The organism is Burkholderia sp. EMB26 (assembly GCF_024730645.1).
GTDB classification, from domain to species: domain Bacteria; phylum Pseudomonadota; class Gammaproteobacteria; order Burkholderiales; family Burkholderiaceae; genus Burkholderia; species Burkholderia cenocepacia.
Map to the genome: position 1 here is coordinate 742025 of NZ_CP078072.1, position 24370 is coordinate 766394.

Consider the following 24370-nt stretch of genomic DNA (forward strand, 5'->3'; position numbering starts at 1 on the left):
CACGCGCCGTTCAGGCAATCTACGCGCGCCGCCTGCCGCCGTCCTGTATCCGGGCTGAATCGTTCTGAAACACGGGAGACGCGCACGAACCCGGCGTCACGACTCGCCCGACGGCAGTTCGGCCTCGGCCGCATCGAATCCGAGTGCGTGCACCTCCGACCACGCATCGTGCACGACCTGCGTCGACCCTGCGGTATGCGCGAGCGCCGCCGCATACGCGGCCAGCACCCGCACGCGCGCATCGTCGGACACCCCGGTTGCATCCGCGTCACGCATCGCATCGAGCGCGACGCGCGCGCGCTCGCGACATTCGTCGACGAGCGACAGATCGAACAGGCACGGCACCGCGACGGCCGTGAGCGCGATGCCGAGCGCCGCGTCGCCCTGCGCCGAAAATGTCCAGTCGAGCGCGACACGCAGATTGCCGAGCTCGCGGCGGACCGCATCGAGCCGGGTCGCGCCCTCCGGCCCGCTGCCCGGCGCGTCGCCACCGTGGGCCGCGCGCCGGAACAACGCGAGGAAGTAGGTCGCGTGCGCGCGCGCCGCAGCCGCGCCCTCGCCGTGACTGTCGAGTTGCTGTTGCGCGTAGGCCCGCGTGGTCGTCAACAGCCGGTAGCGCGGCACGCCGTGCGCGGTCTCGAGGATCACCAGCGATTTCGACACGAGGCCGGCGATCGTCTCGAGCAGCTCGGCGCCGGCCGGCCCGTTGGCACCGACGACCTCGCGCACGGCCTCGATCGAGAAGCCGTCGCGAAACACGCCGAGCCATCGCAGCAGCAGGCGCTCGGCGTCCCCGAGCAACCGGTAGCTCCAGTCGTACATCGCCTGCAGCGTCTGGTGACGGGGCAACGCGGTGCGAAAACCGCCGGTCAGCAACCGAAAGTGATCGTCGAGATGGGCGGCCAGCACGTCGATGCCCAGCACGGCGGCGCGCGCCGCCGCCAGTTCGATCGCGAGCGGCAGGCCGTCGAGGCGACGGCAGACCGACGCCATCAACGCCAGGCTGCGCGCGTCGAGCGGAAAACGCGGATCGGCCGCACGTGCCCGCGCCGCGAACAACTGCACCGCGCTGGCGTTCATCGCCTCGCCGTCGCCGCCCCCTTCGTCGGGGACGTCGAGCGGCGGCACCGGGCACACGCGCTCGCCGTGGATGCGCAGCGATTCGCGGCTCGTCGCGAGCACGCACAGCCCGTCGTCCGCATCGGTGAGCGCGCTCGCGATCTGCGCGGCGGCGTCGAGCAGGTGCTCGCAATTGTCGAGCACGAGCAGCATCCGGCGACGCGCGACGCTGGCGAGCACTGCTTCGAGGGTCAGCGACCCGGTCGGCTGCGTGATGCCGAACGCGCCCGCCAGCGCGTCCGGGACGAAGCGCGGACACGCGACGGTCGCGAGCGAAACGAATACGGTGCCTTCCGGAAAGCGTGCGTCGGCGCGCGCCGCCGCTTCGATCGCGACGCGCGTCTTGCCGATGCCGCCCGCGCCGACCAGCGTCACGACGCGCGCGCCCTGCAGGGCGGCCAGCACGTCGGCGACCGTCTGTTCGCGGCCGAACAGCGTGCTCGGCGCCGCAGACGGCCGCCACATCGCGGGACGCACGGGCGCGTCGCCGTCGTCCTGCCCGACGACCAACCGATAGCCGCGGCCCGGCACCGTGACGATCAGGTTGCGGTCGTCGGCCAGCGCCTTGCGCAGCGACGCGATGTGCACCTGCAGGTTGTTTTCCTCCACCACGGTGTGCGGCCATACCCGCTGCATGATGTCGTCTTTCGATACCAGCGCACCATTCGCCCGAATCAACAGCTCGAGAATTTCGAATGCGCGGCTGCCGATGCGCAGCAGCTTGCCGTTCGAACGAATTTCACGTCTGTCGAGAAAAACGTGAAGTGTTCCAATCCGGATCATGAGAATTTCTTGAGGGTGACATTCAACGGCGCCCCACTGAAATCGGGTGCCGGTTCGGCATCAATGCTACGGTATTTGCATGGTCGAATGATTCAAATTATCAGAATGAACGGCTCGAATTTTTTGAAATGACGAAAAATTCCGCCGCACGGTGCTGTTTTGCACTCCAGCACTGAAATGCGGCGCGATCACGCACGTTTCATGTGCAAATGGTGCATGCGTCCATGAATGCGATTTCGATATATCAGACGAAATGTTTGCCGGACGGAGATATGCGGCGCATTTTCTTTTCGATTCGAACGGCCGGTTTATTTTCGGGTTGCTCTATTGCGCCGGCCGAATATCCGTCGACGTATTGGCATGCGCTTCTGGCTCGCTTCCGGCGCGATTCGCCGCGCGGAACCGGCATCGCGAAGCTCAGCCCTGCGCGAACGCCAGCAATTCGTCGTTCAGCCTGGTCGCGTACGTCAGGTACAGCGCATGCGGGCCGCCTTCATAGACGCTCAGCGTCGAATTCGGAACGAGTTTCGCGGTCGCCGCGTCGGTCGTACGCGATGCCGCGCAGGCCGTGCGACGCCAGATGATGCATCTGCACGTCCCACATGTCGGCATTCAGCGGCCAGCCATGAATGAACACGACCGGGCGGCCGCTGCCCCAGTCCTTGTAGTGGATCGACACGCCGTCGCGGGTGGCGAACGTGCTCATGAAGGTTCCTTTCGAGTAGGGAAGCCGCGCCCATGGACGCGGCCGAAGTGTGCGGCGCGGCGCGTCATGCCCGGGACTGCCGGGTAACGAACTGCTCGAGCGCCGTCGCGAGCACCATCTCGCGGCAGTTCGCGGGGCGTTTCTCGCCGCGCCACTGGGGTTTGTAGATCGCGTCGCCGACCCGGATCGGTTGCCCGGTGAGCGCGCAGCGCGCCAGCCTGCGCGCCTTCGCGCTGATCCAGCGTTGTTCGTCGTAGCGGCAACGCGTCGGATCGCTCCACGACACCAGCATCGACGAATCGGTCTGCCGCTCGACGGCGACGATCGCGCTGCGGCGGCGCACGTCGCCGCTCGACGGCACCGGCGCATCGTTCCGATGCGGGCGACGCGAGCCGTCCGTCTCTCGCGTACGCGGCAGCGGCGGCATCCGGCTCCCCGTGGCAGGTAGCGGTCCGAGCGACGTGATCATGTGCTCCCAGCGATTGAAGGCGTCCATGGCGGCTTATTCAGGCAGGTGACGGGCGGCGCGGGTCGTCGGCCCCGTTCGCGTGGCGCGCGACGTGTGCCGACGACCCGATGCTGACGATAGCCGCCGTGCGCTGAAGAGTCCCGGTCGCGGGCTTAATTTTTCTGCAGTGCGGCAAATCCGTTGGGGGCGCCGCGGCGTTCAAGAGAATTCAGCCGGATTTCAGTACGGCGCGCACCACGCCGGATTACGCTCCCGACGGCATTCGTTCGTCCGCGCGCCACCATCGACGCGCGACGGCGCACGCCGGCCGGCTGCCGGGCGGGATGGCCACGGCCAGCCGCCACCGATCCACCATCCCGTGCGGCCTCGCCGCCGCATACCTCAGGAGTCCACATGCATCCCGAACAGACCGACGCCGTTTCGTCGGCCCGCCGCCGCGACATGCTGCTTGCCGGTGCCACGGCCGTTGCCGCAGTCGCGCTGCCCGCGATGGCGGCCGCGGCCGGCGCGCCTTCGCGCAGCCCTTCTTCAGCCCACTCAGGAGCGCACACGATGAACACGATCACCACTCAGGACGGCACGCAGATCTACTTCAAGGATTGGGGCAGCGGCCGCCCGGTCGTGTTCTCGCACGGCTGGCCGCTGTGCGCGGACGCGTGGGACGCGCAGATGCTGTTCCTCGTGCAGCACGGCTATCGCGTGATCGCGCACGACCGCCGCGGCCACGGCCGTTCGAGCCAGCCGTCGCGCGGCAACGACATGAACACGTACGCGGACGATCTCGCCGCGCTGCTCGACGCGCTCGACGTGCGCGAAGCCGCGCTCGTCGGCCACTCCACCGGCGGCGGCGAAGTCGCGCGCTACATCGGCCGCCATGGCACGAAACGCGTGTCGAAGGCGGTGCTGATCGGCGCGGTGCCGCCGCAGATGGTCAAGTCGCCGACCAATCCGGGCGGCTTGCCGATGGAAGTGTTCGACGGCATCCGCAAGAACGTCGCGGAGAACCGCTCGCAGTTCTACAAGGATCTGGCCGTGCCGTTCTTCGGCTTCAACCGGCCGAACGCGAAGGTGTCGCAGGGCACGATCGACGCATTCTGGTCGCAGGGCATGATGGGCGGCATCCATGGCCAGTACCTGTGCGTGAAGGAGTTCTCGGAAATCGACTACACCGACGACCTCAAGAAGATCGACGTGCCGACGCTCGTGCTGCACGGCGACGACGACCAGATCGTGCCGATCGACGATTCGGCCCGGCTGTCGTCGAAGCTCGTGAAGCACGCGGTGCTGAAGGTGATCGAAGGCGGCTCGCACGGCATGTGCGTCGTGAACGCCGATCGCATCAACGCCGAGTTGCTTGCGTTCCTGCAGGCGTAAGCGCGCGGTCCGTCGCGGCGGCGCGCATGCCGCCGCGACGGACGCGCCGTTCAGGACTTTTCAGGAAATTTCAGACCGTCCGGTGCCACACTTACGGCGCCCGCACCGGGCGCAACAGGATGCCGAGCAGCGCGCCGGCGAGCGCGAACGCCATCGCCACCCGGAAGTTGTCGGCCAGCGCGAGCGTCGTGGCCTGCACGCGCACCGCGCGATCGACGAGCGCATAGGCCGCCTGGTTGCCGGTCGCGAACGTGGCGCCATGCGCGACCAGCGACCCCGCGCCGGCTCGCAGCCGTTCGAGCGTTTCGGGATCCGACAGCGACACATGCAGACCGACGAGATTCGAATGGGTAGCCTCCCTGATCCGCTGAATCACCGCGATCGACGTCGTGCCGAGCTGCCCGCTGAGCAGGCGCGTCGCCTGCACGACCGCGCCGAACGTCAACGCATGCTCGGCCGTCACGTGCTTGCCGAAGAAGAAGATGACCGACGTGAGCGCCATCGTCTGACCGAGTGCCTGCAGCAACTGCGACGGGATGAAGTCGGGCTCGGCCCACACCGGCGTGAGCCGCGACCCGAGCGCGAACGCGATCGCCACCATCGCGAAGCCGGCGACGATCAGCCGGCGCGGATCGACCCGCTGCAGCAACAGCGCGACGCACGGCGCGAACAGCAGTTGCGGGATCGCGATCCAGCGCAGCGTGTCGCCGATCTGCAACGGCCGCAGGCCGTACGTGCTGGCGAGGAACAGCGACGGGATGAAGCTCGTGTTGAGCACGGTGAAGCGCACGAGCCCGACGAGCACGATCAGCAGCGCGATGTTGGGCCGCGCGAGGTACCCGAGGTCAATGCCCGCGCGCGGCGACGCGAGTTCGTGGATCAGGAATGCGGCGATCATCAGGATGCCGGCGGCCAGCAGCGCGACGATCAGCGGCGACTGCAACCAGAACAGCCGCTCGCCCTGGTCGAGCGCGATGCACAGGCACGCGAAGCCGCCCGCGCCGAGCAGCATCCCGCGCGCATCGATGCCGGACGCGAAGCGCTTGATCGGCTCGTCGGCGAGCGACAGCATCAGGCACGCGATGAACGGCACGGTCAGCGCCGCGTTCTGCCAGAACAGCCAGCGCCAGCTCAGATGTTCGCTGTACCAGCCTTCGAGCGTGGCCGACAGGTTCAGCGACATCTCGAGATTCATCGCATACGCGGCGATGCCGAACGGAATCAGCCGCGGCGGCAGCGTGCGCACGACGAAGCCGACCGTCAGCGGCACGAACACGCCGGACGCGAGCCCCGCGATCGCCTGGCACACGATGAACGCGCCGAATTGCGTGCACAGCGGCAGCACGCTTTCCGCGCCGAGAAACACCACGGCGCCCGCGACCAGCACGCGGCGCGTGCCGAACATGAAGGCCGCCGCGATCGCGAGCGGCCCGACGAACATCTGCGACGCGGTAAACGCGGTGTTGATCCACGCACCTTCGTCGAAGCCGATGCCCAGCGCGCCGCGCACGTCGGCCAGCCCGAGCGACGTGATGCGCGACGTCAGCGTCGCGATGATCGCGCCGAGCAGCACGGCCGCGATCGCGGCGATCGACCGAAACGTCGGAATGTCGGAGGCCGGGCCTGCGGCCGGCGCCGGCACGGCACTGCCGGTGGCGAACGTCGTGTTCATCGTCGAGCGGCTCCCGCCTGTCAAGCTGGCGCAAGCATAACGCGGTGCGTCGAATCCTGCCCGTACGACGGAGTTTGCCGATCATGACCCCACCCTCTCCCGCACCCTCTCCCGCACCGTCGCCCGCTGCGCCCGCGCGTTCCCGGCGACTGGCCGTCGTCGCGATCGCCGTGATCGCGCTGCTGCTCGTCGCATTGCTCGTGTACGAGTTCGACGCACGCGATCGCGGCACCGACGACGCGTACGTGACCGGCCATCTGCACGTGATCTCGCCGCGCGTCACCGGCACGGTCGAGCGTGTGCTCGTCGACGACAACCAGTTCGTGCATGCGGGCGACGCGCTCGTGCAGATCGACCGGCGCGACTTCGACGTGCGCGTCGCGGCGCAGCGCGCCCGCGTCGCCCAGGCACATGCCGATGCGAGCCGCGCACGCGCGCTGATCGAGCAGGCGGACGCGGCGCTCGTGTCGGCGCACGCCGATGCCGAAAAGGCCGAGCTCGATTACGCCCGTGCACGCGAACTGACCCGCGAGACACCGCGCGGCCTGTCGAAGCAGGAATTCGATGCGGCCGATGCCGCACGCAAGTCCGCCCGCGCGCGCGTCGCGGCGGCCGATGCGCAACGGCGCAGCGCGCTCGCCGCCGCTCAGGCCGCCGCTGCCGCGTCGAGCCAGAACGACGCCGAGTTGCGCGACGCGCTGCTGCAACTCGGCTACACGGCGGTCGTCGCGCCGTCGGACGGCTACGTCGGCAAGAAGACCGTCGAGACCGGCGAGCATGTCGCGCCCGGCCAGGCGCTGCTCACGCTGGTCGAGCCGCATCCGTGGATCGTCGCCAATTTCCGCGAGACGCAGCTACGGCACGTGCGTGCCGGCGACGCCGTGCAACTGCGCTTCGATGCGCTGCCGCAGCGCGCGTTCACCGGCCGCATCGACAGCCTGTCGCCCGCGACCGGCGCGCAGTTCGCGCTGCTGCCGCCCGACAACGCGACCGGCAATTTCACGAAGGTCACGCAGCGCGTCCCCGTGAAGATCCTGCTCGACGGCCCGGCCGCGACGGAGCCGCGCATCCGGCCCGGGCTGTCGGTCGTCGTCACGCTGCAACCCGGCAGCGAATCGCGATGACGCGCGTCTTCGCCCTGCTCGCCGCGAGCCTGTTGGCCGCGTGCTCGATCGCACCGCAGCCGCTCGCGCCCGTCCCGGTCGGACACGACGGGTTCCGCCATGCCGATCCGGCGACCGATGCGCGCGCGCCGTCGCTCGCCGCGTGGCCCGTGTGGTTCGGCGACCCGCAGCTCGGCCGCCTCGTCGACGCCGCGCTCGCGCACAACCTCGACATCCGCGCGGCGGCCGCGCGCGTCGACCAGGCGCAGGCGCTGCTCGGTGTGCGCGAGGCCGCGCTGGCGCCGACCGTGCGCGTCGACCCGTCGTTCAGCCGCACGCGAGTGTCCGGCACGGTCGACAACGCGCTGCCGAAGCGCACGATGCACAACTGGTCGGTTCCCGTCGCCGCGAGTTATGAAGTCGATCTATGGGGCCGCTTGCGGGGCGATGCCGACGTCAGCGAACAGAACCTGCTGCAGACGGCGGCCGACCGCGATGCGGTGCGTCTGCGGGTGGCGACCGAAGTGGCCGTCGACTATCTGACGCTGCGCTACGTCGACGACGATCTCGTGACGCTCACGCGCGCGATCGGGCTGCGGCGCACCGCGCTCGACGTGATCGCCGCCCGCGTGCGGGCCGGCGCGGCGAGCGATCTCGACGGGCTGCGCGCAGCGGCCGATCTCGATACCGCGCATGCCGATCTCGCGGAGAGCCGCCGGCTGCGCGAGAACCTCGTCGACGCCATTGCAGTGCTGACCGGCGTGTCGCCGACCGCGTTCGACGTCGACGCGGGCGCCGTGCCCGTGCAGGTGCCGGAGGTGCCGGCCGGGCTGCCGTCCGCGCTGCTCGCCCAACGCCCGGACGTATTCGCGGCGGCGCGGCGCGCCGATGCGGCATCGCTCGAACTGGGCATCGCGCGCACCGCGTGGCTGCCGACGCTGACGCTGACCGCCGACGGCGGTTTCGCCACCCGCGACCTGCGCTCGTTTCTCGACCGCAACAGCTCGCTGTGGAGTCTCGGCGCGAACGTCGCGCTGACGCTGTTCGACGGCGGCAAGCGCGATGCCGCGGTGGCCGCCGCGCGAGCCGGCACGAACGTCGCCGACGCCAACTATCGCGCGACCGCGATCGGTGCGTTGCGCGACGTGCAGGATGCGCTCAACGACATCGCCGCGCAAAAGGAGCGGATCGTGCGCTACGACAGCGCGGCGCGCGCGACGGACGCGGCGGCGCGGCTATCGCTGAGCCGCTACGCGCACGGTTACGTCAGCTACCTGGAAGTCATCGACGCCGATCGCGACGCACTGAATGCGCGGCGCCAGCTGATTCACAGCCGGCAGGCGCTGGCCGTCGCGACGGTGAGCCTCGTGCGTGCGCTGGGCGGCGGGTGGACACCGTCGGCGCGCGCCGGCCGGGGCGGGCTGCATGACGCGACGCAAGCCGACGCGCGATGACGGCATCGAACGGCCCGCGAGCGCGTCAGGCAAGCGCGAGGCGATGCGCATCCTCGCCGAGAAACCGGTGCACGAAGGTCACGGCCATCGCGCCTTCGCCGACCGCCGACGCGACGCGCTTGACCGATCCCGATCGCACGTCGCCTGCCGCGAACGATCCCGGCACGCTGGTTTCCAGATGGTACGGCCGACGCTCGAGCGGCCACACGCGCTCGAACGCCGGACAATCGTACAGATCGCCGCCGGTCACCAGATAGCCGTCCGGATTGCGAATGATGTCGGTGTCCTTCGCCCAGTCGGTATTCGGTGCGCCGCCGATGCACACGAACAGGCGCGTGGCCGGCAACCGTTCGCGCGTGCCGTCCGCCGAGCGAAGCTCGATCGCGTCGAGCCAGCCGTCGCCGTGCAGCGCGGCGACGCTCGACCGGTAGCGGACCTCGATGTTCGGCGTGCGTTCGATCCGGTCGATCAGGTAGCGCGACAGCGTGTCGGCGAGCGACGCGCCGCGCACGAGCATCGTCACCTGACGCGCATGCCGCGAGAAATTCATCGCGGCCTGGCCGGCCGAATTGCCGCCGCCGACGATGAAGACCTGCTCGCCCGCGCACATCGGCGCTTCGCTCGACCCGGCGCCGTAGAACAGCCCCGCGTTGAGAAACGCCGGTTCCTCCGGCAGCCCGAGGCTGCGATATTCGATGCCGGTCGCGCAGATGTTCGCGCGGGCGATCAGGATCGACCCGTCGGCGAGCTCGACGCGGATCTTGCCGTCGACGAACGTCGCATGCACGCCCTCGCGCATCGTCAGCAGCTCGACGCCGAACTTCACCGCCTGCTCGCGCGCGCGTTCCGCGAGCTCCGCGCCCGGGATGCCGTCGGGGAAGCCCATGTAGTTCTCGATCAGCGAACTCGTGCCGGCCTGCCCGCCGATCGCACCGCGCTCGATCACGACCGCGCGCAGCCCTTCGGACGCCGCGTAGACCGCCGCCGACAGCCCGGCCGGCCCCGCGCCGTAGATCGACACGTCGTATTCGACGAAGCGCGGGCGCGCAACCCAGCCGAGCCGCGCGGCGATCTCGGCCAGCGTCGGCTGGTACAGGCGCGAGCCGTCCGGAAAGATCACGACCGGCAGCCGGATGTCGCGCAGCGGCGCGATGCCGAGCACCTGCGCGCAATCGGCGTCGGATGTCAGCTCGCACCAGTCGTACGCGATCATGCGCCGCTGCAGGAAATCGCGGATCGCGTACGCGTCCCGGCTGCGCGGCAGGCCGACGATCCGCACGTGTTGCGGTTGATCCATGAACGCCTCCCGATGATGTCGATGTCGAATGCCGGATGCGGCCCGGCCGGTGCCGCGGCCGGACGCATTCGCGACTGTACGCCGCCGGCACGCGCCGCGCGGGCCGCTTCATGACAATTAAGGTCCGGCCGCGCCGCCACGCCGCACAATGTCGGGTATCCGTCCCGCTTGCGGCCTCGCGCCGGCCCCGCCGCAAGCGTCGCTCCCGCGCCGGCATCGGAGCGCAAGATGGCCAACGCCTGTACGCATCTCGACGAAGCACGCGTGTTCGACACCGACAAGGACTACTGTGAGGAATGCATCAGATCGGGCAGCCGCTGGGTGCATTTGCGGATGTGCCTGATCTGCGGGCACGTCGGCTGCTGCGACTCGTCGCCGAATCGCCACGCAAGCCGGCATTTCCATGACACCGGCCACCGGCTCGTCCGCTCGATCGAGCCCGGCGAGCGCTGGATCTGGTGCTACGCGGACGAAGTCGTCGCGGGCGAGGTTCCGTCGTAACGCGACGTGCGGGGCGGCTGCGGACGATGGCCGCCCGTCATCGTCCCCCGGGCGCCGATCCGGGGCCGGACACCGTTCAGAACGTTTCAGCGCCGCTTCAGGCAATGATCGCGGCCGCTGCGTAGACTGCCGTTCATGAGCTGCCGCGCAGAACGGCGCGTGCGCCCGTTATCGACTGCTGGAGTGACAACATGATCCCCGCCGCCAATCACCGCCGCTCGGCAACACGCTCGCGGCCGCATCGGACGACCCCGCACGGCCGACACTCATCGTCCGGTGTCGCCGCGCCTCGCATCGCTTGCGGCGCACCGCGTCGCCCGGAGCACGCATGAAGCACAAACGACTCTGGTTCGGCGCGGCCGGCATCGCGGTCGTCGGCCTCGCGGTCGCGATCGGCATCATGGTGCGGCCGTCGATCGCGCCGATCGATCCGCCCGCCCCCGCGTCGTTCGATCCGCAGCTGGTACGCGCCGGCGCGCGCGTCGTCGCGCTCGGCGACTGCATCGTGTGCCACACCGCGAAGGACGGCAAGCCGTTCGCGGGCGGGCTGCCGCTCGCGACGCCGTTCGGCACGATCTACGCGACCAACATCACGCCGGACGCCGAAACGGGGATCGGCCGCTGGTCGCGCGACGCGTTCGCCCGGGCGCTGCGCACCGGCATCGGACGCAACGGGCAGCCGCTTTACCCGGCGTTTCCGTACATTCATTTCACGCGGATGTCGGACGACGACATCGCGGCCGCGTACGCGTACCTGATGACGCGTGAGCCGGTACACGCGACGGCGCCCGCCAACGACCTGGTCTTTCCGCTGAACTTCCGGCCGCTGGTCGCGTTCTGGAACGTGCTGTTCCTGCGCGAAGGCGCGTATCAGCCGGACCCGGCGCAGTCCGCGCAATGGAACCGCGGCAGGATGCTCGTCGACGGGCTCGGCCACTGCGCGTCGTGCCATTCGCCGCTGAACGCGATCGGCGGCGAGCAGCGCGGCCGCGCGTTCGACGGCGGCATCGTCGACGGCTGGGAAGCACCGCCGCTCAATGCGCTCGGCCAGGCCGCGCGGCCGTGGACGCAGGCGCAGCTCGTCACCTACCTGCGTACCGGCCGCGCGAGCGAGCACGGCGCGGCGGCCGGGCCGATGCTGCCGGTCACGCGCGACCTCGCGACGGTGCCGGTGGAGGACGTCGAGGCGATCGCCAGTTACATCCTGTCGATCCAGAAGCCGGCGCATGCGCGTGCGGCCGCCGCCGCGAACGCGGTCGAACGCGCCGCGACGACGCCGGCCGCGCAGCGCGGCGCAACGCTGTTCCAGGCGTCGTGCGCGCAGTGCCACGGGCCGGCCGCGCCGATGCAGTCGATCGGCGAGCGGCCGACGCTTTCGTTCAGCACGGCGGTCAACGCCGATACGCCGCGCAACGCGATCCAGATGATGTTCAACGGCATCGGCTGGCACGGCGAGGACACGCTCAACTACATGCCGTCGTTCATCGACCAGTACGACGACGCGCAGATCGCCGATCTCGCCGCGTACGTGCGCGAGACCTATACCGATCGTCCCGCATGGTCCGGCGTCGACGCGATGGCCGCGAAGCTCAGAAAAGAGGACACCGTACGATGATTACCCTCACCGTCAACGGCGTGCGGCACACGCTGGACATCGATCCGTCCACGCCGCTGCTGTACGCGCTGCGCAACGACTTGCACCTGCACGGCGCGAAATTCGGCTGCGGCCTCGGACAATGCGGCGCCTGCACCGTGATCGTCGACGGCAAGCCGACCTTCTCGTGCCTGATGCCGGTGGCCGCGGTCGGCGCGCGCAGCGTGCGCACCATCGAAAGCCTCGGCACCGCCGAGCATCCGGGCCCGCTGCAGCGCGCGTTCATCGAGCATCAGGCCGCGCAGTGCGGCTACTGCATCGCCGGGATGATCATGCGCGCGCAGGCGCTGCTCGAACGCAATCCGAAGCCGACCGAACAGGAACTGCGCACGCACATGGAACCGAACCTGTGCCGCTGCGGCACGCACATGCGGATTCTCGCGGCGGTGCGCTCGGTCGCGGGGCTGCCGGCCCCCGAACCGGCTTCCGCTCCCGTCACGATCAGCAAGGGGCTCTGATGAATTCCCACGACGACATCGACGAAGGCCGCCGGCATTTCATCGTCTCCGGCGCGCTGTTCGTCGCGTTCAGTCTCGCGCCCGCGTCGCGCGCGGCCGCGCAGCTGGTGATCGCCGACGAAGGCGCGGCCGTGCACGTGACGAAAGCCACGCAGGCGCTCGCCGGCAGCCTGAAGACCAATCCGCTGCTCGACGCGTGGGTCAAGATCACACCCGACGGCAAGGTCACCGTGTTTACCGGCAAGGTCGAGCTCGGCACCGGCGTGCGCACCGCGCTGCTGCAGGTGGCCGCCGAGGAACTCGACATGAAGCCGTCGCTAATCACGTTCCTGACCGCCGACACCGGCGCGTCGCCGGACGAAGGATTGACCGCCGGCAGCCACACGATGGTCGACAGCGGCTCCGCGCTGCTGAACGCGACCGCGCAGGTGCGCGCGCTGCTGGTGGAAGGCGCGGCGAAACGCTTCGGCGTCGATCCGCGCGTGCTGACGACCGCCGACGCGGTGATCAAGGCGCCCGACGGCCGCACGTTGACCTACGGCGACGCGATCCGCACGGTCGACCTGCACCGCAATGCGGCGCCCACGTCGCCGCTGAAGAACCCGGCGACGTTCGCCGTGATCGGCACGTCGCTGCCGCGCGTCGACATCCCGAACAAGGTCACGGGCGGCGTCAGCTATGTACAGGACATGCAGCTGCCCGGCATGCTGCACGCACGCGTCGTGATGCCGCCGGGATACGACGCGACGCTGCTGTCGTTCGACGAAGCCGCGATCCTGAAGCTGCCCGGCGTCGTGCGGATCGTGCGCAACGGCAGCATGCTCGCGGTGGTCGCGCAGGGCGAGTGGCAGGCGGTGGTCGCGCAGCGCGCGCTCGCCGCCGGCTGCCGCTGGTCGCCGGGCCGCAAGCTGCCCGAGCGCGGCACCGTGCACGCGGATCTGAAACGGATCTCGACGCAGCGCATCGAGATCGCGAACACGCACGCGGCCACCGCGCCGGCCGTGAAGACGCTGAACGCGACGTTCCTGAAGAACTACCTGCTGCACGGGTCGATCGGGCCGTCGTGTTCGGTCGCGCATCTCGAGAACGGGATGATGACGGTGTGGACCCACTCGCAGGGCGTCTACCCGCTGCGCGACGCGCTCGCGGAGATGCTGTCGATGCCGAAGGCGAGCGTGCGCTGCATTCACACCGAGGGCTCCGGCTGCTATGGCCACAACGCGGCGGACGACGCGGCCGCGCATGCCGCGCTGATCGCCGCCGCGATGCCGGGCAAGCCGATTCGCGTGCAATGGATGCGCGAACAGGAACACACGTGGGATCACTTCACGCCCGCGATGGTGACCGAGGTCAGCGCGTCGCTCGACGCGAGCGGCCGCATCGTCGACTGGAACTATGCGTTGTGGAGCAGTTCGCACAACGAGCGGATCGTCAACGCCGGCCGGCTGCTGCCCGCGCGCATGCTGGAGCCGCCGTTCGTCCCCGCGCCGTCGACGCCGATGCTGCAGCCGGAGGGCGGCGGCGACCGTAACGCGATTCCGCTGTATACGCTGCCGAACCAGCACATCGTCAACAACTTCTCGCCGACGATGCCGCTGCAGACGTCCGCGATGCGCTCGCTCGGCGCGCACACCAACGTCTGGGCGATCGAGAGCTTCATGGACGAGCTCGCGCGCGCGGCCGGCGTCGATCCGGTCGAATTCCGGCTGCGTCACATGGAAGACCATCGCGCGCGGCAGGTGATCCAGCTCGCCGCGAAGCACTTCGGCTGGCCGCGGCCGCCGCGCGCGCGCAACCGCGGCGTCGGCTTCGCGTTCGGCAAGTACAAGAACCTGATGGCCTACGTCGCGATCGCGGTCGAGGTATCGGTCGTGCCGGAAACCGGCCAGGTGACGCTCGAACACGCGGAAGCCGCCGTCGACGCGGGCCAGATCGTGTCACCGGACGGCATCCGCAACCAGATCGAGGGCGGCATCGTGCAGGCCGCGAGCTGGACGCTGTACGAGGCGCTGAAGTACGACACGGAACGGATTCGCAGCTTCGACTGGAGCAGCTACCCGATCCTGCGCTTCTCGGCCGTACCGCAGAACGTGAAGGTCCATCTGGTCAATCGCCCCGGCGCGCCGTTTCTGGGCGCGGCCGAGGCGTCGATGGGGCCGACCGCCGGCGCGCTGGCCAACGCGATCTTCGACGCGACCGGGCAGCGCATGCGCGAAATGCCGTTCGCCGGCGACGCGTTGAGAAAGCGCATCGACGCCTAGCGGGTCGGTCACGCCGCTGCGCGACACCCTATATCCGACACGAGACAAGACGACGCCGGCACGCACCGGCGCCGCATGCCGACCGGCTGGAGAACCTCCGACGATGGATACCTTGCTTTCGATGCGCGTGTTCACGCGCATCGTCGAAACCGGCAGCTTCACGCGCGCCTCCGACACGACCGGCCTCACCACGCCGCGCGTGTCGGCGCTGCTGAGCGCACTCGAGCAGCATCTCGGCTGCCGGCTGCTGAACCGCACCACGCGGCGCATCTCGCTGACCGAGGACGGTCAGGCCTACTACGAACGTTCCGTCGCGGTGCTGCGCGAGATCGACGACATGGAGGCGTCGGTCTCGCAGGCCCGCAACGTGCCGCGCGGCCGGCTGAAGGTGAACCTGCCGCCCGCGATGGCCAAGCAGGTCGTGGTGCCCGCGCTGCCGGCGTTTCTCGACGCCCATCCGGACATCATGCTCGAACTTGGCGTGACCGACCGGCAGATCGACCTCGTCGGCGAAGGGGTCGACTGCGTGGTGCGCATCGGCGCGCTCGACGATTCGGGCATGATCGCGAAGCGGATCGGCAGCCTGACCACCTGTACGTGCGGCTCGCCCGCCTATTTCGCGCGGTGCGGCGAGCCGCAGACCGTCGACGATCTCGCACAGCACGTCGCGGTCAGTCACATCTCGGCCGACACCGGGCGGCCTCGCCCGTGGGATTACGTCGTCGACGGCGAGCCGCGCATCGTGCAGATGTGCGGCACGGTGGCCGTCAACGACGCGGACAACTACATCGAGTGCGGCGTCGCCGGCATCGGCCTGATCAAGACGTCGCTGTATCTCGTCGAGCCGTACCTGAAATCGGGCCGGCTGCGCGAGGTGCTGACCGATTTCAACGCGCCGGCCCGGCCGATCTCGGTGCTGTATCCGCCCAATCGCCACATCCCGGTCAAGCTGAAGGTGTTCGTCGACTGGCTCGCGGGCCTGTTCGAGCAGATTCCGACGCTGCAGGGCAAACGCGGCTGAACCCGCGCGGCGCGGCACCTTTGCGTGCCACGCAACGCTCGATTGCACGGCGTCCCGATTCCGGCTCGAGTGATTGATCACTAGTATCGACGGCAATGCGGTGCATCGTATCGCGGCCAGGCGACTTCCATGCCGGCGCGACGCTTCGGTGCCCGGCCTTTCCCTTTTCCAGGAGTCGACCATGTCAACGGATTCAACACCGCTCGCGCCGCCCGCGCACGGCGTCAAGCTCACGCAGGGGCTGATCCTGCTGTTCGCCTTCAGCTGCGGCGCGATCGTCGCGAACCTGTACTACGCGCAGCCGATCACCGAGCTCATCGCGCCGGGCCTGCACATGTCCGGCAACACGGCGAGCCTGATCGTGTCGCTGACGCAGATCGGCTACGCGCTCGGCCTGTTCTTCATCGTGCCGCTCGGCGACCTGCTCGAAAACCGCAAGCTGATGATCGTGACGGCCGTCGTGTCGATCGCGAGCCTCGCGGCGGCGGCGCTCGTGCGCACGCCTGGGCTCTTTCTCGCGATTTCGCTGCTGATCGGGTTCAGCTCGGTGGCCGTGCAGATCCTCGTGCCGCTCGCCGCGCACCTCGCGCCGGACCATTCGCGCGGCCGCGTCGTCGGTACGATCATGAGCGGGCTGCTGCTCGGCATCCTGCTGGCGCGGCCGCTGTCGAGCGTCGTGGCCGACGCGTTCGGCTGGCGCTTCGTGTTCGCGGCGGCGGCCGTGCTGATGACGCTGGTCACGGCCGTGCTCGCGCTGACGATTCCATCGCGCCAGCCCGATCATCGCGCGACCTATTTCGAACTGATCGGCTCGCTGCTGCACCTCGTTCGTACGATGCCGGTATTGCGCCACCGCGCGTTCTACCAGGGCCTGATGTTCGCGTCGTTCAGCCTGTTCTGGACCGCCGTGCCCGTCGAGCTGACCCGTCACTACGGGTTGTCGCAATCGGCGATCGGCCTGTTCGCGCTGGTCGGCGCGATCGGCGCGACCTCGGCGCCGGTGGCAGGGCGTCTGGCGGATGCCGGCCATACCGTGCGCGCGACGCTGATCGCGCTCGTCGCCGGCGCGCTCGCGTATGCGGTCGGGTTCGTGCACGGCACCGGCCTGTACGGGCTCGTCGTCACCGGCATCGTGCTCGACTTCGCGGTGCAGATGAACATGGTGCTCGGCCAGCGCGAGATCTATGCGCTGCACGCGGCGAGCCGCAACCGGCTGAATGCGCTGTACATGACGAGCATCTTCGTCGGCGGCGCCGTCGGCTCCGCGCTCGCGAGCCCGCTGTACGCGCATGGCGGCTGGCCGCTCGTCGCCGCAGTGGCCGGCGCATTCCCGATCGTCGCGCTCGCGCACTACCTGCTCGTCGGGCGGCCGCACGCGCAACGTCACGCCGCGGGTTGACCCGCCGTCGCACGCCGAACCGATCCGTTCGCGGGGCGCGCCGCCGCCCCGCCCTCCGTCGAACCACAGGAGTCCATCATGTCTTCCCTGCTCAGTGCTTACGATCTGCGCGGCCTCGCGCTGCCGAACCGCGTCGTGATGGGGCCGATGACGCGCTCGCGCGCGCCGTCGCGCGGGCTGCCCACCGAACTGATGGCCGAGTACTACGCGCAGCGCGCGTCGGCCGGCCTGATCGTGACCGAAGCCACCAACGTCAGCCCGGCCTCCGCCGCATTCGAGCTGACGCCGGGCCTCGTCGACGATGCGCAGGCCGCCGCCTGGAAAATCGTCACCGATGCCGTCCATGCGAACGGCGGGCGCATCTTCGCGCAGCTGTGGCATGGCGGCCGCGTGAGCTCGCTGACGCTGCTCGGCGGCGCCGCGCCGCTGTCGCCGTCCGGCGTAAACGACGACCTCGAACAGTTGCAGGTCTGGGCGCAGCTGCAGAACGGCTACTACACGAAGATTCATGCGACGCCGTCGCGCGCGATGACGACCGATGAAGTCGTCGCGACCGTCGACGAATTCCGGCAGGCCGCGGCACGCGCGATGGCCGCGGGCTTCGACGGCGTCGAGATTCATGCGGCCAACGGCTACCTGCCGCACCAGTTCCTGTCGTCGACGCTGAACCGCCGCGACGATCGCTACGGCGGATCGGTCGCGAACCGCGCGCGCTTTCTGGAAGAAATCGTCGACGCGGTCGGCGGCGTGATGCCGCTGAGCCGCGTCGGCGTGCGCATCTCGCCGTACGCGAAATACAACAACGTGCGCGACGCCGATCCGGACGCGACGCTCGCGTACGTCGGCCGGATGCTCGACGCGGCGGGCGTCGCCTATCTGCACGCGGCCGACACCAACGGCTGGAGCGGCGAACCCGATCTGCCGCGCATCGTCGAGCACGCGCGCCGGTCGTTCCACGGCACGCTGATCGTCAACGGCGGCATTTCACCGGAGGCGGCGAGCGCGCTGATCGACGCGGGCGACGCCGATCTCGTCGCGTTTGCCCGCGCGTATATCGCGAATCCGGATCTGGTCGAGCGCATCGCGGCCCGCGCACCGCTCGCGGAGCCGAAGTCGATCGGCTGGTACGGCGGCGAGCGCGCCGGCTACGTCGACTACGCGCGGCACGACGCGGCGCAATCGGCCGCCTGACCCGCGCACGCCGGGCGCGGCGGCGTGCCGCGGCCGGCCGTGCGTCCGGCTGCCGCACGCCGGGCCGGCGCCGTCACGTATCGTTCCACCGCGCGCCCAGCACGCGCCCGCAGAAATTCGGCCGATGAAAATCAGGGTCCGCGCGTTCGAGCACGTCCGCGCTCCAGGTGCCGAAGGTCGACTGCGGCCGATGCTCGACGCCGCGCGCGACCATGTCCAGATACGCTTCGCGAAAACCGCTGCCGCGCGGGTAGGCCGCGAGCAGCGCCGTGCGTTCGTCGGCGGTATACGCGTCGAAGTCGGTCGCCATCAGGTCCGTCGACACGGCGCACGCGAGTGCGCGCGCAAGCGGCGACGCGCGGGCGGCCACGCCCGGCGTCGTATGCAGCGCGACCGCGTGCCACACGTCGTCGCGCATGCGCCGCGACCGGCGATGCCGCAGCAGCAGCGCGTGCGCGGCATCCGCGCCGTCGAGCTCGTAGCGTTCGGTCGAACGGCAGTACGCCGGGCTCAATCCCATGTTCGCGTACATCGCGGCGACGTACAGTGCGTCGGCGTCGCACGCGTCGCCTGCACGCCGCGCGGCGAGCGACGCGAACACGAACACGCGCGCCGCATGAGCGGCGAGCGCGGCGGGCAACGACGCGCGGGCCGCGTCGGCGGCCTCGACCGTCACCGGCGTGCGCGGAATGCGCACGCCGGCCACTTCGTCGCCGGTGGCCGATGCGCGCGGGTGCGCAACATTCATCCTGTCTCCTTCATGCCCCGTGCACGGGGCGGAAAATCGTTCGATGCACGGCGGCGCCCGGCGCGCAGCGCACCGGTACGCACCGCTCAAAACGCGACGCAGCAGCGGCCGAAGGCTTCGCAGCGCTCGGCGGCCGCACTTGCCGTCGGATAGCGCGGTCGCGCGAAGCGACGCCCATCACCACGCGCACGGCACGCATCGACGCCGGGCGCCACGCACGCGTCGCCCGCCGCCGAGGCACGCGAACGGTCGCGCCCGTCGGCGCCCGCCGCGTCGGCGGCGCCGCCTGCGGCGACCGGCGACCATGCGGGGCTGACGGGCGGCGGCGGCGGCGCAAGCGGCGAGAATTCCTGTTCCGCGTGCACGACCTTGCCATCGACGACCGTCAGCACCGACGACAGCGTCGGGATGCGCCGCGCATCGATCGAGAAGTAATCGTCGCTCAGCACCGCGAAATCGGCGTACCGGCCGGGCACCAGCGCGCCCTTGCGGTGCTCGTCCGCGGAAAACCACGCGCTGCCGACCGTGTAGCGGCGCAGCGCCTCCATCCGACCGAGCCGGTTGCGCGCCGGATACAGCGCGGTGCCGCCCACGCTGCGTCCCGACACCATCCAGTACAGCGCGACGAACGGGTTGTAGCTCGCCGCGCCCATCGCGCCGGACCCCGCACCGACCGGCAGCCCGGCCGCGAGCATCGCGCGGAGCGGCGGCGCGCGCGTGGCCGCCGCCGCACCATGGCGCGCGATGAAGGCTTCGCCCTGGAACGCCATGCGCGGCTGCACGGTGATGCCGCCGCCCAGCGCCGCGACCCGCGCGATATTGGCATCCGAAATCGTCTCGCAGCGGTCGAAGCACCAGCGCAGCCCGTCGAACGGCGTGTCGCGGTCCACCGCTTCGAACACGTCGAGAAAGCGGCCGATCGATTCGTCGTAGGTCGCCTGTAGCCGGAACGGCCAGCGATGCTGCACGAGCAGCCGGACGATGGCCGCCAGTTCGACCTCGACGGACGCGGGCAGCTCGACGCGCGGTTCGAGGAAATTCCCGAGATCGACCGCCGAGAACAGCAATCGCTCGCCCGCGCCGCTCGCGCGCAGGAATGCGTCACCGTCGCCGGGCGCGGTCAGCGCGATCCATTTCGCGAAATCGTCGAGCTCCCGGCCGGCATGCCGAGCGCCCAGCGCATAGGCAATGCGGGTCGTCAATTCGCCGCGCCGCGCGAGCGTCTCGACCGCCGCATAGTCGTCCGGATACGCGAGGCCGTCGCCGCCGGCGTCGATCGCGCTCGTCACGCCGACGCGGTTCAGCGCGTGCATGAACTGCCGCGTCGAGTTGACCCGGTCGGCCGCATCGAGCCTCGGCGCGCGGGCGAGCACCGCGCCCAGCACCGCCGGGTCCGGACGCGCGAGCAGCAGCCCGGTCGGCCGCCCATGGCGATCGCGCCGCAGTTCGCCGCCGGGCGGATCGGGCGTGTCGCGCCCGTAGCCGAGCGCGCGCAGCGCGGCCGCATTCAGCCACGCACTGTCGGCCAGATGCTGGACGAATACCGGCGTGTCGGGCGCGATCGCGTTGAGCTCGGCCGTCGTCGGGCCGCGCTTTTCCGCGAACTGCAGCGCGCTCCAGCCACCCGCCACGCGCGCCCATTGCGGCGCGGGCGTGCGTCGTACCTGCCGGCCCAGCAGCTCGAGCGCATCGGCCAGCGACGGCACGCCGTCCCAGCGCACCTCGAGGTTGAAGTTCATGCCGCCGCGGATCGCCTGCAGGTGCGCGTCGATCAGGCCCGGAATCACGGTACGACCGTTCAGATCGATACAGGCGGTGTCGTCGTGCGCATGGCGCAGCACGTCGCGATCGTCGCCGGTCGCGACGATGGTCCCGTCCTTCACGGCGAGCGCGCGGACGAACGAGCGCCGTTCGTCCTGGGTCGCGATCTTTCCGTTGAACACGACGAGGTCCGCCGAACGCGCGGGTTCCGTCGCTCTAAGCACCGTCGGGCCTCCCGTGCGCACCCGCGTGCGACGCGGCGCGGGCCGCCCTGCCGCTCGTCGAACGCGGGAAAGCGGCCGCACCGCACGCATCGGCATGCATGCTGCTATCGCGCGGCCGCGCGGCCGTACCGGGTTCGCGCATCGTCATGCCGCCTGCTGCGCCGCGTCGGCGGTATCGCGTCGCGCGCGCGTCAGGCACGGCGCGAGCGGCGCACCCTGACGGACGAAGCTCTGCACGCGCAGCAAACGGCGCACGTCGTGGGCGCGCGAATGCGGATCGAAGTGCCGCGCGACGCCGGCGACCAGCGCCGACGCCTGCGCGGTATGCCCGCGCTCGATCAGGTGATCGGCGAGATCGAGCGAACTGCGCAGCGCCCACATCGCGGCGCCCTGCGCGTTCGCGGTCTGGATCGCCATCTGCAGATGGCGATGCCCGTCGGCCTCGTACGCCACCGCGAGATCCGCGCCGACGATGCGCGCCTGTTCGAGCATCGCGACGCCTCTCACGCGCAGCAGTTCGGGGACGAACAGGTGCTCGCCGTGCGCGCGGCAGCGTGCGAGCGTCGCATCGAGCCGGGTGCACGCTTCATCGGCGCGACCGGTCCGCACGAGGCCCTCCGCGTATGCGACGGTCAACGGTGCGAGCACGCGCCGGAAGCTGCTCGCCTCGACGCGCAGCAGCGCGGGCTCGAGCCGGGCGAGGCCCGCGCCGGGATGGCCGGCCTGGATGTCGAACTGGCCCGTCAAGCATTCCGCGTGACTGCGCCAGATGTCGAAACCGTGTGCGTCGGCGGTCGCGCGCAGCGTCGTGAGATAGTCGGAGGTGATGTCGTGATCGCCGTAGCGCAGCGCGATCGGCACGGCGGCCGCGCCGAGCACGATGCACAGCGGGAGGGGCGACGGGTCGCGGCGCGCATGCTCGACCGCTTGCGCGGCGACGCGCATCGCGTGTTCCGGCTCGCCCTGCATCCAGAGCAGACGGATCAGCATCGTGCGCCCCAGCGTCGCCATGTCGATGCCCAACGCGGCCTGCGCGCACGGCGGTTCGCCCGCGTCGGCCAGCTCGGCCGTCGCCGCTTCCAGCCGCTCGCGCGCCTGCGCATGCTCGCCGAAGTAATGCAGCGACGTCGCGACCATCGTGTTGGCCAGCAACCGCTGCGACCGGTCGCCGCGCCGCTCGGCCGCCCGCTCGAAGCGCGTCGCGTAGCGCAGCGATTCGTGAATGTCCGACAGCGTCAGCATCGTGTTCCACAGCCCGACCAGCGCGCGCGCGTCGAACGCATCGTCGCCGATGTGCGTGGCGAGACCGAGCGTACGGTCCCACATCGCGGCGGCGGCGAGTGCGTCGCCGTCGGTATGCAGCAGCGCCGACGCGCAGGCCGCCCGCAGCCGCATCTCGCGCGCGACGTCGACCGGGCCCGTGGCGTCCGTGTCCAGCCCGTCGAGTACCTGGCGCGCCCGCGCCGTACACGCGCGCATCCGCGACGGCTCCAGCAGCGCGCGCGCCAGCCGGTCGGGCTCGGGCACGCCCGCGGCTTCGGCGGCGTCCGCCGGTTCGTCCACGGCCGGCGCGGGCGCACCGGCAGGTGGCACGTCGGCGAGCATCACGGGCGCCGCGGGACGCCCATGCGCCCGCTCGCGCTCGTACTCCGCATGGCGCGCGACGATGCGCTCGAACTCGCCCTCGTTGTGCAGTTTTTCCAGCGCGTACGCGCGCGTCGATTCGGTCAGCCGGTAGCGCGCATACGCGCCGTCGAATTCGACGGTCACCAACGATTTCGCCACCAGCTCGCCGAGCACCGCGATCATGTCCGCGGCCGAGGTGCCGGGCTCGGTCGCGACCGCGCGCGCGGCATCGAACGAAAACGGCCCGATGAAGCATCCCATCCGGCGAAACAGCGCGCGCGCGGCCCGGTCGAGCAGCACATAGCTCCAGTCGAACGTCGCGCGCAGCGTCTGATGACGCGGCAGCGCCGAGCGCAGCCCGCCCGTCAGCAGATTCAGCCGGTCGTCGAGGCGCGACGCGACGACCGCGAGCCCGAGCGTCGCCACGCGCGCCGCCGCCAGTTCGATCGCGAGCGGCAGCCCGTCGAGGCGCCGGCAGATGTCGCCGATCAGCCGCACGCCGGCTTCGTCGACCGCGCAATCCGGCGCGGCCGCGCGCACGCGTTCCAGGAACAACTCGACGGCCGAACAACGGACGATTTCCGCCGCGGAGGCATTGCCGTCCGGCACCGCGAGCGGGCTCATGCGCAGCACCGCTTCGGCCGAGATGTGCAGCGGCTCGCGGCTCGTCACGAGCACGCGCAGCGAGCCGGCGCTCGACGTCAGCGTTTCGACGAGGCTCGCCACCAGATCGACGATGTGCTCCGCGTTGTCGAGTACCAGCAGGCAGCGCGACGTCGCGAACGCGTCGCCGATGCGGTCGATGGCGGGCACGCCGGACGTATCGAGGCCGAGTTCGGCAGCGAGCGCGATCAGCATGTCGTCGCGCGTCGACGCGCGCGCCAGTTCCACGAACAGCACGCGCTCGTGCGCGCGGCTGCGCACGCCGTGCGCGACGCGCACCGCAAGACTCGTCTTGCCGATGCCGCCCGCGCCGACGAGCGTGATGACCGGCGTGCGTTCGAGCATGTCGACGATCTGCGCGATTTCGACGTCGCGCCCGACCAGCGGCGCGAGCAGCGACGACGCGCAGGCATCCGGCAGCGCGGCGACCGCTGGCGGTACGGCGACGGCCGGCGCTTCGGCCGCGGGTACGAGATCCGGGCCGGGCGACGCGCTCGCAACCAGCAGGTAGCCGCGCCCGGGCACCGTCTTGATCAGATCGCGGCTCGCGCCGAGCGCCTTGCGCAGCGTGGCCACATGCACCTGAAGCCGGTTTTCCTCGACGATCAGGCCCGGCCAGACCGCATCCATGATGTCGTCTTTCGACACGACCGAACCGCTCGCGCGGTGCAGGACTTCGAGAATGTCGAGCGCGCGCGCGCCGATGCGCAGCGACGCGCCGTGACGGCGAATGTCGCGTTGCTCGAAGTCCACCGACAAAGTTCCGATCTGGATCATGGCCGCCTCCGGGTTCCTCGGGATGGCTGGCGAATGAACGCGGCAGTTCACCCGTCAGGAAGTCCGCGTCCGGCGCACCCTTGCACCGGACGAAAATGTCGAATTCCGG

Annotated in this window: 17 protein-coding genes and 1 pseudogene; 10 read left to right on the top strand and 8 right to left on the bottom strand. The window is 70.2% G+C overall.

Annotated elements, in window-relative coordinates; genetic code table 11:
* Positions 1–96: 96 nt before the first annotated feature.
* From KU887_RS33690 to KU887_RS33700, 3 genes and pseudogenes are all read right to left on the bottom strand, one after another.
* Positions 97–1902, bottom strand: coding sequence for a winged helix-turn-helix domain-containing protein (locus KU887_RS33690; RefSeq protein WP_069353396.1), 1806 nt, complete (start codon positions 1900–1902; stop codon positions 97–99).
* Positions 1903–2437: 535 nt separating this feature from the next.
* Positions 2438–2608: pseudogene (locus tag KU887_RS33695) on the bottom strand (alpha/beta fold hydrolase); the annotation flags it as partial.
* Positions 2609–2672: 64 nt separating this feature from the next.
* Positions 2673–3104: a DUF3331 domain-containing protein gene (locus KU887_RS33700; RefSeq protein ID WP_006498468.1), complete on the bottom strand. Its 432-nt coding sequence runs from the start codon at positions 3102–3104 to the stop codon at positions 2673–2675.
* A gap of 366 nt (positions 3105–3470) precedes the next feature.
* On the opposite strand from KU887_RS33700, the gene KU887_RS33705 reads away from it, so the two are divergent.
* The gene (locus tag KU887_RS33705) at positions 3471–4451 is read left to right on the top strand and encodes an alpha/beta fold hydrolase (RefSeq protein ID WP_077057074.1); all 981 of its coding nucleotides are present in this window, start codon (positions 3471–3473) and stop codon (positions 4449–4451) included.
* Positions 4452–4542: 91 nt separating this feature from the next.
* Here the strand turns inward: KU887_RS33705 and KU887_RS33710 are convergent, their stop codons facing one another.
* Positions 4543–6123 carry an MFS transporter gene (locus KU887_RS33710; RefSeq protein ID WP_058903715.1) on the bottom strand — a complete coding sequence of 527 codons (1581 nt, stop codon included), beginning with the start codon at positions 6121–6123 and terminating at the stop codon, positions 4543–4545.
* Positions 6124–6206: 83 nt separating this feature from the next.
* Between KU887_RS33710 and KU887_RS33715 the strand changes: the two genes are divergently transcribed.
* Positions 6207–7247, top strand: coding sequence for an HlyD family secretion protein (locus KU887_RS33715; protein ID WP_080323839.1), 1041 nt, complete (start codon positions 6207–6209; stop codon positions 7245–7247).
* Positions 7244–8680: an efflux transporter outer membrane subunit gene (locus KU887_RS33720; RefSeq protein ID WP_077057192.1), complete on the top strand. Its 1437-nt coding sequence runs from the start codon at positions 7244–7246 to the stop codon at positions 8678–8680. Before KU887_RS33715 ends, KU887_RS33720 begins: the two co-directional genes overlap by 4 nt.
* A gap of 25 nt (positions 8681–8705) precedes the next feature.
* Here KU887_RS33720 and KU887_RS33725 read toward each other — a convergent pair whose 3' ends face one another.
* A complete protein-coding gene (locus KU887_RS33725) occupies positions 8706–9977 on the bottom strand; it encodes an NAD(P)/FAD-dependent oxidoreductase (RefSeq protein WP_258258560.1) in 1272 nt (423 codons plus the stop codon).
* A 228-nt stretch (positions 9978–10205) separates the two neighbouring features.
* Here KU887_RS33725 and KU887_RS33730 point away from each other — a divergent pair, with 228 nt between their 5' ends.
* The 7 genes from KU887_RS33730 (at position 10206) to KU887_RS33760 (ending at position 18462) form a co-directional block, all read left to right on the top strand.
* Positions 10206–10478 (top strand): UBP-type zinc finger domain-containing protein, encoded by a 273-nt coding sequence (locus tag KU887_RS33730; RefSeq protein WP_124701410.1) that lies wholly within the window; start codon positions 10206–10208, stop codon positions 10476–10478.
* A gap of 328 nt (positions 10479–10806) precedes the next feature.
* Positions 10807–12093, top strand: coding sequence for a cytochrome c (locus tag KU887_RS33735; RefSeq protein WP_258258561.1), 1287 nt, complete (start codon positions 10807–10809; stop codon positions 12091–12093).
* Positions 12090–12590: a (2Fe-2S)-binding protein gene (locus tag KU887_RS33740; RefSeq protein ID WP_006498476.1), complete on the top strand. Its 501-nt coding sequence runs from the start codon at positions 12090–12092 to the stop codon at positions 12588–12590. The genes KU887_RS33735 and KU887_RS33740 overlap by 4 nt, the downstream gene beginning before the upstream one ends.
* Entirely contained in the window at positions 12590–14851 is a 2262-nt protein-coding gene (locus KU887_RS33745; protein WP_258258563.1) for a molybdopterin cofactor-binding domain-containing protein, read from the top strand. Before KU887_RS33740 ends, KU887_RS33745 begins: the two co-directional genes overlap by 1 nt.
* A gap of 103 nt (positions 14852–14954) precedes the next feature.
* Entirely contained in the window at positions 14955–15872 is a 918-nt protein-coding gene (locus KU887_RS33750; protein WP_006481367.1) for a LysR family transcriptional regulator, read from the top strand.
* A gap of 181 nt (positions 15873–16053) precedes the next feature.
* On the top strand, positions 16054–17271 hold the full coding sequence (locus KU887_RS33755; RefSeq protein WP_012337476.1) for an MFS transporter: 1218 nt from the start codon (positions 16054–16056) through the stop codon (positions 17269–17271).
* A gap of 78 nt (positions 17272–17349) precedes the next feature.
* Complete coding sequence (locus tag KU887_RS33760; protein WP_258258566.1) at positions 17350–18462, top strand: alkene reductase; 1113 nt, start codon at positions 17350–17352, stop codon at positions 18460–18462.
* Between the two features lie 73 nt (positions 18463–18535).
* Here KU887_RS33760 and KU887_RS33765 read toward each other — a convergent pair whose 3' ends face one another.
* The 3 genes from KU887_RS33765 to KU887_RS33775 form a co-directional block, all read right to left on the bottom strand.
* Positions 18536–19210: a hypothetical protein gene (locus tag KU887_RS33765; protein WP_023478103.1), complete on the bottom strand. Its 675-nt coding sequence runs from the start codon at positions 19208–19210 to the stop codon at positions 18536–18538.
* 86 nt (positions 19211–19296) lie between these two features.
* Entirely contained in the window at positions 19297–21195 is a 1899-nt protein-coding gene (locus KU887_RS33770; RefSeq protein WP_060266513.1) for an amidohydrolase, read from the bottom strand.
* A 144-nt stretch (positions 21196–21339) separates the two neighbouring features.
* Positions 21340–24261 carry a winged helix-turn-helix domain-containing protein gene (locus KU887_RS33775; RefSeq protein WP_258258570.1) on the bottom strand — a complete coding sequence of 974 codons (2922 nt, stop codon included), beginning with the start codon at positions 24259–24261 and terminating at the stop codon, positions 21340–21342.
* Positions 24262–24370 lie beyond the last annotated feature (109 nt).